Here is a 15,589-nt window from a genome sequence, read left to right as displayed (position 1 = left end):
GGCATGGGTACGCCATTCGACCCGGACCTGAACGTGGACTTCCCCTTCCGCGTCGGGGCGGACGGGCGCACCGCGCTCACCGGTCCCGACGACCATGTGCGCGATCTGGTCGAACAGGTCCTGTTCACCAGCCCGGGGGAGCGGGTCAACCGGCCCGACTTCGGCTGCGGTCTGCTCGACCTGGTCTTCGAGCCGTGCGGCCCCGACCTCGCCGCCGCCCTCCGGATCACCGTCCAGGGAGCCCTGCACCGGTGGCTCGGGGACGTCGTCGCCGTGCAGGCGCTCGACGTCACGGCCGAGGACTCCGCCCTCCGGATCGAGATCCGGTACGCCGTCCTGACCACCGGTACCGTCCGCACCGACACCTTCGCCACGGGAGCCGCCCGGTGACCGCCGAACACACCCGCGCCACGCCCGTCCCCGACTCCCTCCCCGTCCCTGTCCGCGTCCCCGTCTCCGGCTCCGCCGGACGGGCCCGTGACGCCCGCGCCGCCGGCCGCAACGGCATCGAGGCGGTGACCGTCGGCCCCACCCGGCGCCGGCTCACCCTCATCCTGTTCGGACCCGCGCCGGAGGGTCTGACCCCCGCCAACTTCCGGATCGACGGCGGCGTTCACGCCCGCGACCTGCGGGTCGTCGCCGTCGCCGCCGACCTCGACCTCACCACCGACCTCGACCCCGCTACCGACCGCGACCCCTATGCAGACCCCCACCCGTACGCCCACGCCGTCCGCGAGGCCGACCGGCCCGGCCGGATCCATCTCGACCTGGACCGCCCCGGCGACATCTCCCGCTACCGCCTGCACCTCGTGGCCGCCGACCCGTCGGGCAGGCCCGGCACCGAGCCCCTCCCCGGTTTCGACCCGCTCTTCGCCTCCGCCGGGTTCACCTTCGGGCAGGACTGCCCGGCCCCCGCCGACTGCAAGCCCGAGCCGGCCCCGCCGGCCGCCTTCGCCGAACCCCTGCCGGACTACCTCGCCAAGGACTACGAGAGCCTGCGCCGGACCCTGCTGGAACGGCTCGCGCTGACCCTGCCCCGGTGGGGCGAACGGCACGCCGCCGACCTCCTGGTCACCCTCGTCGAACTGTTCGCGTACGCCGGTGACGAAATCGCCTGGGAACAGGACGCGGTGGCCGCCGAGGCCCACCTCGACACCGCCCGGCTGCGCACCTCGGTCCGCCGCCACGTCCGGCTCGTCGACCACCCGATGCACGAGGGCTGCGCGGCCCGTGCCGTGGTCTGCCTGTCCGCCGCGGCCCGGGTCACCCTGCCCGCGGGCACCTTCCGGCTGCGCGCCGGGGAGCAGGTCTTCGAACCGGTGGGGGCCGGGGACACCACCGTCCGACCGGAGCACACCCGGATCGCCCTGTGGCACTGGGGCGAACCGGACTTCTGCCTGCCCGCCGGCACCTGCAGCGCCGCCCTCTGCGACGGCGAGGGGGCTCCGGACGAGGGTCTCCGCTGCGACGGCGAGGGGGCTGCGGACGAGGACGCCCCCGGCACCGGCCGGCTCGCCCTCGCCCCGGGCGACATCCTCGTCCTCGAGGAAGTCCTCGGCGCCGCCACCGGCCTCCCCGCCGACGCCGACCGCACCCACCGGCAGGCCGTCCGGCTCGTCGGGGTCCGCCGCCGCACCGACCCGCTCTACGGACGGCGGCTCCTGGAGGTCACCTGGGCCCCGGAAGACGCCCTCCGCTTCCCGCTGCGGGTCCGTGCCGTCGGCGGACCGCGATGCGAACCGATGGAGACCGCCGTGGCCCGCGGCAACGCCGTCCTGGTCGAACACGGCGCCGACCCCGCCTTCGCCGGCGTACCGCCCCAGCGGGTGACCTGGCCGTCCCCGCCGCCCGGGACACCCGGCTGCCCCTGCCCGCCGGACTTCGGCTGCGCCGACGAAGGCACCCCGGCCGTCCTGCCGGCCTACCCGGCACTGCCCGACCGGTACCTGCCGGTGGTGCCCGGTGACGCCGGCACCGGCCCGGCCGCTGCCGCGCCCCCCGTCACCTGGAGCGTGCCGTACCCGCTGCCCGAGGCCGTGGGGCGGGCCCAGGCCGCCCGCCTCGACGGCCTGCCCGACCGGGCCCGCGCCCGGCTGCTCGCCCTGTCGCGCGCCGCCGAGGCCGGCACACCCCCGGACCGCGCGGCCCTCGCCTGGCTGGAAACCCTCTTCGGAGCCCGGGCCCTGGCCCGACTCCGGCCGGCCGCCGACCCGGTCGCCGCCCTGCGCACCCTCTCGTCCCGCTTCGACGAACTGCTGCACCGCAAGCTCGCCCGGCTCGCCGAACTCGCCCGCCGGGCCCGCGCGGGCCACGTCCTGCGGGCCGCCGACGAGGGCTGGGAGGTCGGCCAGTGCTGGGGCGGGCCCGAAGGCGAGGCCCTCGACCCCACACGCCCCGCCCTGCACGGTCCGCTCCGTCCCGCCCTCGACCCCGACCCGAGGCAGGCCCTGCCCGCCGTACGCGCCACCGAGCCACCCCCGCCCGGTGGTCCCCGCACGTCGGACGAGCCCTGGCTGCCCCGCCGCGACCTCCTCGACTGCGGTCCCGCCGACCGCTGTTTCGTCGGCGAACCCGACGACGACGGCCTGCTGCACCTCCGGTTCGGAGACGGCCGCAACGGAGCCCGGCCGGCCCCCGGCAGCGTTCTCGAACTGCGCTTCCGGCTCGGCAACGGCACCGCCGGAAACGTCGGAGCCGAGGCCATCGACACCGTCGAGCTCCGCGGCCTGTCCGGCGTCACCCTCCGGGCCCGCAACCCGTTGCCCGCCACCGGCGGCACCGACCCCGAACCCGTCGCCGCCGTACGGGCCGGGGCGCCGCACGAGGCGGCCCGCCGGCTCCTGCGCGCGGTCGGCGAACAGGACTACGCGGCCCTGGCCGGCCAGGTGCCCGGCGTCCAGCGGGCCGACGCCCGGCTGCGCTGGACCGGCTCCTGGTACGAGGCACAGGTCGCCGTCGACGCCCTCGGTACGGCCGAGGCCCCCGCCCGCCTGACCGACGGCGTACGCGAGGCCCTGCACCGGGTCCGCCGCATCGGCCACGAGGTGTACGTCGGCCCGGCCCGGCAGGTGCCGCTCCGGCTGGCGCTGTGCCTGACCGCCGAACCCACGGCCGTGGCCGGGCACGTGCGCGCCGCCGTGGCGCGGGTCCTGGGCAGCGGGCTGCTGCCGGACGGCACGCGCGGGCTGTTCCACGCGGACGAGCTGACCTTCGGCACCCCGGTCCGGGTGAGCCGGATCGTCGCCGCCGCGGCCGCCGTCCCCGGAGTCCGTTCCGTGCGGGTCACCGCCCTGGAACGGCTCTTCGAACCCTCAGGCGAGGCGCTGCGCGACGGAATCCTGCGGCTGCGACCGGGCGAGATCGCCCGGCTGGACGCGGACCCGGTCCGGCCCGAACACGGCGTACTGGAACTGCTGGTCGGAGGGGGCCGATGAACGGGGAAGGGGTACTGGGCTGTGGCTGTGGCTGTGGCTGTGGCTGCGGCGGTGACAGTGGCGGTGGCCGCACCGGTGGTGGCGGTGCCGGCGCCTGCGGCCGGGGCGGCGGCCGTGACGGGTCCCCGCCCACCCCGGCGGCGACCGACAACCCACCGGGCCTCGCCGAACTGCACTGCCGCATCGGCACCCACGGCCGGTTCCTGGAGTCCATGCGCCGTCGTCTCGCCGCCCGCCCCGAACTCGGCCGGCTCACCGCCCGTACCGCGGACGACCCGGCGATCGCCCTGCTCGACTGCTGGGCGGTGGTCGCCGACGTCCTCACCTTCTACACCGAGCGGCACGTCCAGGAGGGCTACCTCGCCACCGCGGTGGAGCCCGGGTCGCCGGCCCGCCTCGGCCGGCTGGTCGGCCACCGGCCCCGGCCGGCGCTCGGCTCCGGCACCCTCCTCGCCTACACCCTGGACCCCGGCGCCCACACGCTCGTACCGGCCGGATCGCAGGCCCGGAGCGTGCCCGCCGAGGGCGGGCTGCCGCAGGTCTTCGAGACCTCCGAGGACCTGCTCACCGATGCCCGCTGGAACACCCTCGCGGTGCGCCGGACCGCCCCGCCCCGCCTTGACCGGGGCACCGCCGAGAGCACCGCCCGGCTCACCCTGACCGGACCCGCCCTGGGCCTCAAGGCGGGTGACCGGCTGCTCCTGCTGTTCGGCGAGGTCCTCGATCCGGTGGTCCGGGTGGTGTCCGCCGCCGACCCCGACTACACCGCCGGCCGTACCGCGGTCGATCTGGTCCCGCTCACCGTCCCCGACCCGGTCGAGGCGGCCCGGACCGCGCTCGGCCGGGCGTTGCGGAGCGCCCCGCCCGGCGCGGCGGCGGCCCCGCTCCGCGAGGCGCTGGGCGCCGCCGCCGAACTCCTCGCCGAGCCGGAGGGGGAAGCAGACCGGGAGCCCGCCGCGCACCGCGCGACCGTTCGCGACGGGACCGCGGACGCAACGACGGCGGACGGTACGACTGTGGACGACACGCCGGCCTGCGACACGGCTCCGTACGACGGGACCGCGTACGGCCCGACCGCGTACGACACGCTCTACCGGCGCACCGCCGAAGCCTCCCGCCTGGTCTCCGAGGGCATCGCCCTGGTCACCGCCCGGCCGAACGGCACCCCGTCCCCATGGCTCGACGGCGACGTGGAAGCGGCACGGCGTGCGACGGACGCCGCCCTGCTGACCGTCGCCGCCGACCGGCGCCGCAGCCTGCCCGGGACCGAATACCTCAGGGCCCTCGCGTACGCCCTGGTCTGCCCGCAGCACTACGCGGACCGCACGGACGCGTCCACCGCCGCCGCGGACTGCGACCGGGCCACCGCCCTGGTCGCCACCGCCGCCGTGCTCCCCGCGCTGCGCCGCACCCCGCCCCGCCCCCCGGCCGCCGGCCCGCTGCCCGAGCCCGCCCCCGCCGACCTGTGGGACCCGCGCTCCGACGCCGTGCCCCGGCTGCTGGCCGCCGCCGATCCGCGCCTGGCCGACGGCATCCACCGGGCCTGGGAAACCCAGCGGATCGCCCCGCCGCGCCCCGCCTCGGGCGTCCAGGTGCTGCGGGTGAAGGCCCGCCCGCTGCCCCCGCCACCCGCCGAACCGGCGGCGGTCGACGGTATGGGGGACAGCACCGCCGGGGACGCCGGCGCCACCCGGACCGCCGGCGCCACCCGGACCGCCGGCGCCACCCGGACCGCGGCGGCTGCCGCGGTCGCCGCGGAGGCGATACTCCTGGACGGCGTCCACGACGGCATCCTGCCCGGCTCCTGGCTGGTCGCCGAGCAGGCGGGCTCCGCCCACGGCCCCTACCGGGTCAGGGTTATGACGGTGTCCCAGCTGCGGCTGCGCGTGCCCGTCCCGCCCGGCGCACCCCCCGTCACCGTGCCCGTCACCCGCGTCGAGGTCGACGGTCCCTGGTACGACACCCCGCCGGCCGGGGGAGGCGTCCCGTACGACGACATCACCGTCCGCGCCGGCGGCGAACGGCTCGTCCTCGCCGACGAGCCGGCCACCGGAGACATCGCGGGGGACCGCATCGAACTCGACGGGGTCTGCACCGGTCTGCGGCCCGGCCGCCGTCTGGTCGTGTCCGGCGAGCGCACCGACGTCCCCGGCACCACCGGCATCCACGGCAGCGAACCGGCCGTGCTCGCCACCGTCTGGCAGTCCCTCCGGTCCCGCCCGGACCCCGGCGGGAGCGGGGAAGCCGCCGCCGGGGAGGCTGCCGGATCGGAGGCCGACGCAGGCGACACCGTCCACAGCACCCTCCTGCTGACCGCGCCGCTCACCCACACCTACCGCCGGGACACGGTCACCGTCCACGCCAACGTCGTCCCCGCCACCCAGGGCGAGACCCGCACCGAAGTGCTCGGCAGCGGTGACGCCTCCCTCCCCGGCCAGACCTTCACCCTCCGCCAGGTGACCGCCACCGCACCGCTCACCCACCTGCCCGCCGCCACCCCCGCCGGCGCCGAACCCGCCCTGGAGGTGCGTGTGGACGGGGTGCTCCGGCACCCCGTGGAGGACCTCTCCGCCCTCGGCCCGCTCGACGGCGGATACCTGCTCACCCAGACCGCCGACGGCGCCGCGGTCACCTTCGGCGACGGCCGGAACGGCGCCCGGCTGCCCACCGGCGTGGAGAACGTCACCGCCGCCTACCGGATCGGCGCCGGACCGGCCGGCAACCTCCCGCCCGGCCGCATCACCCAGGCCGTGAGCCGGCCCCCAGGCGTCAGCGCGGTCACGAATCCGCTGCCCGCCTCGGGCGGCACCGGGGGCGACGGGCCGCAGGACACCCGGACCGTGATCCCCCTGCGCACCCGCGCCCTGGACCGCCTGGTCTCCGTGAGCGACTACGCCGACTTCGCCCGCGCCCGCCCCGGCATCGGAAAGGCGGCCGCGGCCCGGCTGTTCGACGGGCGCCGGGAGGTCGTCCACGTCACCGTCGCCGCGGCCGGCGACGCCCCCACCGCCCCGTCCGACCCGCTGCCGGCCGCCCTGGCCGGCGCCCTCGCCGCCTGCGGGGACCCGCACCTCCCCGTCCGGGTCGACGTACGCGAACTCGTCCTGCTGGTGCTGTCGGCCGGTATCCGGGTGCTCCCCGACCACTCCTTCGGCACCGTCGAACCCGCCGTCCGCGCCGCCGTGCTCGACGTGCTCGGCTTCGCCGCGCGCGACCTCGCACAGCCGGCCCACCTGAGCCGCGTACTCGCCGCCGTGCAGGCCGTACCGGGGGTCGACCACGTCGACGTGGACGTGTTCGCCGGGATCACCGCCCCCGCCGACCCCCTGGCCCTGGTCCACCTGGTCTCCGGCCTCCGGGGCGCGGCGGAGACCGTGGACGCGCTGCCCGCCCGCCCCGGCCGCCTCGAACACACCATCGGCGAGGACCCCACCGGCCGTCCCGACACGCTCACCTCGATCGCCCTCCGCCACGGCATCTCCGTCGCCGATCTCGCCGTCGCCGATCCCACCCTGCGCTCGGTGCGGCTGCCGCCCGGCCGGCGGATCCTGCTCTCCACCGGGATCCGCCCCGCCCAGCTCGCCGTGATGCACCCCGACCTGCCCGAAACCCTGATCCTGCGGAGGCTGCCATGACCGCCGAGCCGGACCCGACCGCGGAGCCGGACCCGGCCGCCGAGCCGTTCGCCGGAACACCCCCGCCCCCGCCCCCACCGGCACCGGAGGGCGCGGCGGACGGTCCCCTCCACGCCCTGCTCCCCGCCCTCCACCGCCGCCGCGACGCCGAACAGGGCCACCCCCTGCGGGCCCTGCTGGCCGTGGTCGAGGAACAGCACGCCCTCCTGCGGGACTCCGTACGGCAGACCTACGAGGACTGGTTCGTGGAGACCTGCAGCCCCTGGGTCCTGCCCTACCTCGGAGCCCTGGTCGGCCACGACCCGCTGCCCGGCCACGACGCGCCCCCGCCCGCCGGTGAGGGGGCCGCCGGCCGACTCGCCGCCGTCCTCGCCACGCGCCGCGACATCGCCCGAACCCTGGCCAACCGGCGCCGCAAGGGCACCCTCGCGGTCCTGGAGGACCTGGCCCGCGACGTCGCCGACTGGCCCGCCCGGGCGGTGGAGTTCCGTGACGCCCTCGCCTTCCACCAGTCCGTACGCCGCCACTCCGGCCGGCCGGACGAGACCGCCGCCCGGCTGCGCACCGGCCGTCTCGCGGACCTCCGGCACGGGGACGCGCTCGACCTGGCCGGCGGGCCGTTCGACGGGCTCGCGCACACCGCCGACACCCGCCGGACGGGTTCCGCGCACCCGCCCGGCGGCCGGGCCGGCATCGACGGCGTCGGCCTGTTCGTCTGGCGGCTCACCGCCCACCCCGTCACCCGCGCCCCGGCGTTCTGCACCGACCGGGACCGCGGCCACTACACCTTCGGCATCCTCGGCAACGACATCCCGCTGGTGACCCGCCCGGTCCGGGAACCCGCGCCCACCCACCTCGCGGACGAGACCAACGTGCCCGCCTTCGTCCGCCGCCGGGCCTTCGCCGACAGCCCCGCCCGCTACTACGGGCCGGGAAAGAGCCTCTGCCTGTGGCGCGCCGGCGGCACCCCGGTCCCGCTCGCGGAGATCGTCCCCGCCGACCTGACCCACTGGGACCACCCGCCCCGCCACGGGCGGGTCGCCGTCGACCCGGTCCTCGGCCGCATCGCCTTCCCGGCCCGCTCGGCCCCCGACACCGGGCTCTGGGTCAGCTACCACCACGCCTTCTCCGCCGACATGGGCGGCGGCGAATACCCCCGCCCTCCGGCACCGGGAGGGGCCCCGATCCCGCCCGGTGCCGTCTACCGGGTCGGCCCGGGGGAGCGGCACGAACGGCTCACGGACGCGCTCGCCCACTGGCGCCGCGACAAGGCGGCCCGTCCGGACCTCCGGACCGCGGCCGTCGAACTCGTCGGCTCCATCGCCCTCCAGGAGCAGATCGAGATCCGGCTCGACCGGGGCGACCGGCTCACCGTGCGCGCCGCGCCGCACAGCCGGCCCGTGCTGCGGCTGCTCGACGTGTACGCGAACCGCCCCGACGCGCTGCGCGTCACCGGCACGGGCCGCGGCCACGGCCCGCTCCCCGTGCTCACCCTGTCCGGTCTGCTGGTCACCGGCCGGAGCGTACGCGTCCAGGGCCCCGTCGGGCGGGTGACCGTCAGCCACTCCACGCTGGTTCCCGGCTGGTCCCTCGCCGGGGACTGCCGCTGCGAGCATCCCGCCGAGCCGGGCATCGAACTGGTCCGCACCCCGGCCTGCCTGGAGATCGAGCACAGCATCACCGGCTCCGTCACCGTGGAGGCCGACGGGACCCGGCACCCCCCGAACCGGATCTTCGTCTCCGACTCCGTCCTGGACGCCACCTCCACCGCTCTGCCCGCCCTGTCCGGCCCCGAGGAGTGCTGCGCGTACGCCGAGTTCTCCGCCCGCCGCACCACGGTCTTCGGCGCGCTGCGCACCCATGCCGTCGGGCTGGTGGAGAACTGCGTCCTGGACGGACCGGTCCACGTCGCGGTCCGGCAGCGCGGCTGCGTCCGCTTCTGCTGGCTGCCGCCCGGGTCCCGCACCCCACCGCCCTTCCACTGCGAACCGGCGCACTCGGGCGACCCCCGGCGCGTCGTCCCCCGCTTCACCAGCCGGACGTACGGCACTCCCGGCTATGCCCAACTGGCCTCCGCGTGCCCGCCGGAGATCCGGCGCGGCGCCGACGACGGGTCCGAACCCGGCGCCTTCCACGACCTGTTCCAGCCGCAGCGGGAGGACGGACTGCGCCGCCGGCTGGCCGAATTCCTCCCGGCCGGGGCGAACGGCGACGTGCTGTTCGTCACCTGACCGTCCCTCCCGGCACCTGTCCCGCCCCCGCCCCGACCCCCCAGCGAGCCCTCGCCCCCGCCCTCGCCCCCGCCCCGCCACCGAGGAGGCATCCCCCCTTGTCCGCCGACATCTCGCGGGTCTCCTTCGACCCCGCCAAGCACTACTCCCGGATCGTCCACCAGCAGGGCCGGGTCACCCTGGACTCCGACGCCAACGAACAGACCGCCGTCCTGCTCCACCACCTGCGCACCGTCGTCGCCGACCTGCTGGGACCGACCGCCGCCCCGCTGGCCGCACCCGGCTTCGGCGTCGCCCGTACGGACCCGCCGGGGGACCTCGCCATCGGCGCCGGACGCCTCTACATCGACGGGCTCCTCGTCGAGAACGACACCGCCACCACCTACCTCACCCAACCCGAGGGGTACGTCGACCCCGAGACCGCCCCCGTCCCGGACGGCCCCTTCGCCGTCTACCTGCGCGCCTGGGAACGGGAGATCACCGCCGTCCAGGACCCCTCGATCCGCGAGATCGCCCTCGGCATCCACGGCCCGGACACCGCCGCCCGCGCCAAGGTCGTCTGGCAGGTGGCCCTGCACGCCTTCGACGGCGAGGACCCCGGCCCCGGCGGAGCCGCCGAGGCACTGCGGCTCTGGCTGGACGGACTGCACCGCCCGGCCGGCCTGATGGCGGCCCGCGCCCGCCACGCACCGGAGCCGCCCGGCGGACCGGCGGAGTCCTGCGTGACCGTGCCCGGGGCGGAGTTCCGCGGCCCGGAGAACCAGCTCTACCGGGTGCAGATCCACACCTCGGGGGGCGGCGCGCCCCCCGGGGAGGTCCCCGAGCTCCCGGTCGTCCGTCCCCGCCGCCGCACCCCGAGGGAGGCCGCGGACCGGCCGCCCGTGGCCACCTTCGTGTGGTCCCGGGAGAACGCCTCCGTGGCACTGCCCGTCGCCCGGGTCGCCGGGCCGGTGGTGACCCTGGAGGAATGGGGCCGGGACGGGCACCTGTCCCTGGACGTGGGCGACATGGTCGAACTCGTCGACGACGCGACGGCCGTGCACAGCGCCGACGACGTACAGGCCGGACCGCCGCAGCGCGTCCACCGGGTCCTCGCCGTCGACCTGCCCGCCCGTACGGTCACCCTCGACGCCGACCCCAACGCGCCCGCCCGGCCCGGGGGTTCGCCACCGCCGTGCGTCAGTGGCGACCCGGAACTCCACCCCCACCTGCGCCGCTGGGACCACCGGCCCGCCGGGACCGCGGACGCCCTGCCCGTGGTCCTCGACACCTGGATCCCGCTGGAGGACGGTGTGGCGGTCCGGTTCACCGCGCCGCCGTCCACCGGCACCGACGTGGGCGACCGGCCCGGTCGGACGTACGGGAGCGACCGCCCCGACCGGACCGGCCGGACGGCCCGGACCGACCGTACGGGCCGGGACCAGCCGCCGGTACGGGCCGGGTTCCGCCGCGGCGACCACTGGTTGGTCCCGGCCCGCACGGTCCCCGGCGACGTGCTGTGGCCGCAGCGGGAGGACGGGCCCGCCCCGGTCCGCCCGCACGGGGTGGACTACCACTACGCCCCGCTGGCGTACGTACCGGCCGACCAGGGCGAACCGCACTCCCTGGTACCGACGTTCGCCCCGGTCGCCGGGCCTACGCCACCGGCGCCGTGACCGGCCGCCGCAGGCGGCGCGGAGGCGGCCCGGGCGCCGCGACTTCACCCGCCCGGACCGGTTCCGCAACGAACCGGAAGGGAAGGCAAACCTGGCAGCACGGCGAAAGAAGGGGGAGAAGGGGGACGATGCCGTACGACACGTCACTTCCGGCGCCCGCCCTGCGGCTGCTCGGCACCTTCCGCCTCGAAACCCGCGACCCCGACGGCCGGACCAGGCCGGTCCCCGTCGAGGCCCCCGGACAGCGGGTGCTGGCCTTCCTCGGACTCCATCCGCCGGCCGGCCGCAGCGTCCTCGCGGGCACGCTGTGGCCGGAGGTCGCCGAGACCAACGCGCAGGGCAGCCTGCGCACCGCACTGTGGCGGCTGCGGCGGGGCGGCCCGTCCCCGATCGACAGCAGGGGCGAGACCCTCGCGCTGCGCGAGGACCTCACCGTGGACGTCCACAACTTCGTCCGCACGGCCCTGCGGGTGGTCAACTCCGAAGGCGACCCCGGCGAGGAACCCGGCCTCGGCCTGCTCTTCGCCGGCGACCTGCTGCCCGGCTGGGACGAGGAATGGGTGGTCTTCGAACGGGAACGCCTGCGCCAGCTCCGCCTCCACGCCCTGGAATCGCTCAGTGCCCGGCTGTCCCGCCGCGGCCGGCACGCCCTCGCCCTGGACGCCGCCCTCACCTGCGTGAGCATCGAACCCCTCCGGGAGAGCGCCCACCGGGCCGTGGTCGCCGTCCACCTCGCCGAGCACAACACCGTCGAGGCCGTCCGCCAGTACGGCGCCTTCCGCCGCCTGGTCCGCGCCGAACTCGGCCTCGAACCCTCCCCGCGCTTCACCGCCATGCTCCCGGCCGGCCCGGCGGACCTCTGCTGACGGCAGGCGTACGGGGTCGGCGCCGGACCCGGAACGGGCAGGCGGGGGCAGGCGGTGGGGCCGATAGTGCGCCGGTATCCGGTCGATATGGCCCGTTCCTAATCTCGGGGCCACAAGGAGCGAACAGCACCGACGACCGACCACCGTCCTCCCCGGGAGCACCGATGCCCAAGATCACCTACCTCGCCTCCGACCGCAGCCAGGAGACCACGCTCGACGTCCCCGTCGGCACGAGCATCATGCGCGGCGCCGTCTCCAACGACGTCGACGGCATCCTCGGCCAGTGCGGCGGCTACGCCCAGTGCGCCACCTGCCACGTCTACGTGGAGCCCGAGGGCCTGGGCAGGCTGGCGGAGCCGGAGATGGAAGAGGACGAGATGCTGGAGTTCACGGCCTGCGGGCGCGAGTCCAACAGCCGCCTGAGCTGCCAGCTCACGGTCACCGACGAGCTCGACGGCCTGGTCGTCCGCCTCCCCGAGAGGCAGTCCCAGTGAACGCGCGCATCGTCGTCCTCGGCGCCGGACAGGCCGGCCAGCAGACCGCCGCCTCCCTGCGCGAACACGGCCACCAGGGCACCGTCACGCTCATCGGGGACGAAGGAGTCCTCCCGTACGAACGCCCGCCGCTGTCCAAGGCGTACCTCAAGGGCGAGGCGGACGAAGCCCGGCTCTGGCTCCGACCGGAGACCTTCTACGAGCGCAACGCGATCGAGCGGGTGACGGGCACCGCCGTCGCCATCGACCGCACCGCCCGCACCGTCCGCCTCGGCGACGGCACCCTCCACTCCTACGACCACCTCGTCCTGGCCACCGGCGCCAGGCCCCGCACCCTCCCCGTGCCCGGCTCCGACCTGCACGGCATCCGCACCCTGCGCACCCTGGAGGACGCCGACCTGCTCCGCAAGGACCTCGCCGGGGCCGCGCACGTGGTGGTCGTCGGTGCCGGGTTCATCGGCCTCGAATTCGCCGCGGCGGCCCGCGAACTGGGCCACGGGGTGACGGTCGTCGAGTACCTCGACCGGCCGCTGGCCCGGGTCGCCTCGGCACCCACGGCCGGCCACTTCACCCGCCTGCACCGGGAACGCGGCAACGCACTGCTGCTCGGACAGGGCGTCTCGGCCTTCCACGGCGACGGGGAGGGACGGGTGGCGGAGGTGGAACTCACCGACGGCCGCCGCCTGCCCGCCGACCTCGTCCTGGTCGGCGCGGGGGTCACCCCCTGCACCGAACTGGCCGAAGCGGCCGGACTGGCGGTCGCCGGCGGCGTGGTCACCGACGACCGGCTGCTGACGAGCGACTCGCGGATCTCGGCGGTCGGCGACTGCGCGGTCTTCCCGCACCCGCGGGCTGACGCGCCGCTGCGCATCGAATCGGTGCAGAACGCGGTCGACCACGCCCGCCTGGTCGCCGACCGGCTCACCGGAGGGGCCCGGACGTACGACGACCTGCCGTGGTTCTGGAGCAGCCAGTTCACCACGACCCTGCAGATCGCGGGACTCGGCCACACGGCGGACTCCGAGGTGGTCCTGGGCGACCCCGACGGCGGAGCCTTCTCGGTCCTGCTGTTCCGCGACGGCGAACTGGTCGCGGTGGAGTCGGTCAACCGCCCCGCCGACCACATGTCGGCCCGCCGCATCCTCACCGGCGGCATCCCCCTCACCCCCTGGGACGCAGCCACCGAAGGCTTCACCCTCCGCGCCCACCTCAAGTCCCACACGACCCCCCGCGTTCCCACCCCTGCCTGACCCTGCGCACGCCGTGCGCCCACCCGTGCCGCCACCGGTCGCGTGGGCAGGCGTGCCGCAGGGCGATGGGGGTCCCCCTGTTCGAGCGAAGTCGAGAACGTGGGGGTGGAGGTCCCCCCGGACGGAGTCTGGGGGGGTGGGCACACGGCACCCGCCGGGCAGGATTGCGCACCTCCGCTTCACCCCCTCGCCCCGGCGCGGCGGGCATCGCCCCGGCTCCGCCGGACCCGTCCCCGCCACGCGCAGGCACTGCCACGCCCTAACCGAGCACCCCCGCGAAGTACTCGCGGAGCTCCGCCACCCCCGGCCGCGAAACCCGCGCCCCGACGTACCCGTCCGGCCGCACCACGAAGGCCGTCACCCGGCCCGCTGCGACCCCGTACAGCCGGGCGAACTCGCCCCGCGCGTCGCGGTACACGGGCAGCAGCGTCCCCCCGGCCAGGCCCCCGTCCCCTCCACCCGCCCCGCTCACCACGAACGCCTCCACCCGCCCACCCGACAACTTCCGGGCAGCCTCGGCCAACTCATCGGCCCGGCCCCCGTCCACCCCGCCCCCGCCGTCGTACAGCACCAGCACGTGCCCCCGCCCGCGCAGCACGTCGTACAGCCGCATCGGGTACGCCGCGATCCGGGACGTCAGCCCACCGCAGTCCGGGGCGCGATCACCCGGCCGCGGCCCGTCGCCGTACGCGCCCGAGCCCACCGGACCGCCGACAGGACCTGCGGCAGCACCTGCGTCAGGACCTGCGTCAGGACCTTCATCCGGCCCAACGACCGGACTGCCCCGGTACCCGACCAGCAGCTGCGCCTCGCGGAGCAGCATCGCCGCCGGATCCCGCATGTCCGCCTCCATGCCCTCCGTGGCGTGCCGTACCGTCCGCCCCACGACCTCCTCGCCCACCGGGCGCCGCTCGGCGTCGTAACTCGCCAGCAGACCGGGTGCCGCAGCTCCCTCCACCGCGAGGGCGAGCTTCCAGGCCAGGTTCCAGGCGTCCTGGATGCCGGTGTTCATGCCCTGGGCGCCGGTCGGCGGGTGGATGTGCGCCGCGTCCCCCGCGACGAACACCCGGCCCGTTCCGTACCGGTCCACGATCCGGTGGCTGATCCTGAACACCGACGACCAGCGCAGTGCCGACGCCGTCGTCGGCTGCGGCGCCAGCCGGTCCAGGACGGCCTGGATGTCGGCCAGCGCGGGCGCCACGCCACCCTCCAGGCCATGGGCGACACCGTCACCTGCATCCGCACCGGCACCCGTCCCTCCCCGCCGCGCCACCGACAGCTCCGACGGCACCGTCATCGACATCCGGTACCGCTTGCGCCCGGGCAGCGGGATGCACACGAGTACGTCGTCCACCGCGCCGTCCGGGCCCAGGTGCGAGGACCGCACCGTGTACCCCTCGGGCAGGTCCCAGTCGACCTCGACGTCCCCGAGCATGTACTCCTCGGGGAAGGCCCCGCCCTCGAAGGACAGCCCGAGTCCCTTGCGGACCGCGCTGTGCGCACCGTCGCAGCCCACCAGGTACCCGACCCGCAGCTCCTCCTCCACGCCCGCGGCCGAGACCAGCCGGCAGGTCACTCCGCCGGAGTCCTGGGCGAACGACACCAGTTCCGTGCCGCGCTCGATGCTCCCGCCGGAACGCTCCAGGACACCGGTCAGGATGCGCTCGGTCTCGAACTGCGGCAACGCGGCGAAACCGTACGGGACTTCGGGCGGCAGGACGAGGTCGAAGCGGCCCTCCGCGGCCCCGTTGACGTACAGCAGCTGACCGCGCAACGGCACGGACGCCTCCAGCGCCTCGCGCACCATTCCCATCCGGTCCCAGATCTCCAGCGTGCGCGGCTGGATGCCCACGGCCTTCGCGAAGGGGAGCCGCTCCACCAGACGGTCGACGATCCTGCAGGAGACCCCACGGCGCCGCAGTTCCACGGCCGCGGTCAGGCCGACGGGGCCGGCGCCGACGACGAGTACGTCCGTTGCGCTTCTCTGTGCCACGTCCGCCTCCGGGCGTGCGGCCCCCCGCGGA

Annotated in this window: 9 protein-coding genes; 8 read left to right on the top strand and 1 reads right to left on the bottom strand. The window is 76.3% G+C overall.

All coding sequences use genetic code 11. From position 1 onward, the window contains the following. Positions 1 to 3: 3 nt before the first annotated feature. The 8 genes from AB0O36_RS06520 to AB0O36_RS06485 all read left to right on the top strand — a co-directional run bounded on the left by AB0O36_RS06520 (position 4) and on the right by AB0O36_RS06485 (position 13,565). A complete protein-coding gene (locus AB0O36_RS06520; RefSeq protein WP_365104952.1) occupies positions 4 to 390 on the top strand; it encodes a GPW/gp25 family protein in 387 nt (128 codons plus the stop codon). Continuing rightward, entirely contained in the window at positions 387 to 3,434 is a 3,048-nt protein-coding gene (locus tag AB0O36_RS06515; protein WP_365104949.1) for a putative baseplate assembly protein, read from the top strand. Before AB0O36_RS06520 ends, AB0O36_RS06515 begins: the two co-directional genes overlap by 4 nt. Continuing rightward, positions 3,431 to 7,069, top strand: coding sequence for a putative baseplate assembly protein (locus AB0O36_RS06510; protein WP_365104946.1), 3,639 nt, complete (start codon positions 3,431 to 3,433; stop codon positions 7,067 to 7,069). Before AB0O36_RS06515 ends, AB0O36_RS06510 begins: the two co-directional genes overlap by 4 nt. Further along, positions 7,066 to 9,300 (top strand): hypothetical protein, encoded by a 2,235-nt coding sequence (locus AB0O36_RS06505; protein WP_365104943.1) that lies wholly within the window; start codon positions 7,066 to 7,068, stop codon positions 9,298 to 9,300. The genes AB0O36_RS06510 and AB0O36_RS06505 overlap by 4 nt, the downstream gene beginning before the upstream one ends. A gap of 98 nt (positions 9,301 to 9,398) precedes the next feature. Further along, complete coding sequence (locus AB0O36_RS06500) at positions 9,399 to 10,955, top strand: DUF6519 domain-containing protein (protein ID WP_365104940.1); 1,557 nt, start codon at positions 9,399 to 9,401, stop codon at positions 10,953 to 10,955. A 128-nt stretch (positions 10,956 to 11,083) separates the two neighbouring features. Then, positions 11,084 to 11,821, top strand: a complete 738-nt coding sequence (locus tag AB0O36_RS06495) for a BTAD domain-containing putative transcriptional regulator (protein WP_365104937.1) — start codon at positions 11,084 to 11,086, stop codon at positions 11,819 to 11,821. Between the two features lie 164 nt (positions 11,822 to 11,985). Next, positions 11,986 to 12,315 carry a 2Fe-2S iron-sulfur cluster-binding protein gene (locus AB0O36_RS06490; RefSeq protein WP_365104934.1) on the top strand — a complete coding sequence of 110 codons (330 nt, stop codon included), beginning with the start codon at positions 11,986 to 11,988 and terminating at the stop codon, positions 12,313 to 12,315. Continuing rightward, positions 12,312 to 13,565: an FAD-dependent oxidoreductase gene (locus AB0O36_RS06485; RefSeq protein WP_365104931.1), complete on the top strand. Its 1,254-nt coding sequence runs from the start codon at positions 12,312 to 12,314 to the stop codon at positions 13,563 to 13,565. Before AB0O36_RS06490 ends, AB0O36_RS06485 begins: the two co-directional genes overlap by 4 nt. 259 nt (positions 13,566 to 13,824) lie before the next feature. Here AB0O36_RS06485 and AB0O36_RS06480 read toward each other — a convergent pair whose 3' ends face one another. Beyond that, entirely contained in the window at positions 13,825 to 15,558 is a 1,734-nt protein-coding gene (locus AB0O36_RS06480; RefSeq protein ID WP_365104928.1) for an FAD-dependent monooxygenase, read from the bottom strand. Positions 15,559 to 15,589 lie beyond the last annotated feature (31 nt).

This window comes from Streptomyces sp. NPDC089799 (assembly GCF_040684755.1).
In the GTDB taxonomy this organism is placed as follows: Bacteria; Actinomycetota; Actinomycetes; order Streptomycetales; family Streptomycetaceae; genus Streptomyces.
The sequence above is the reverse complement of the archived record's forward strand: the minus strand, read 5'-3'. Positions and strand labels throughout refer to the sequence as shown.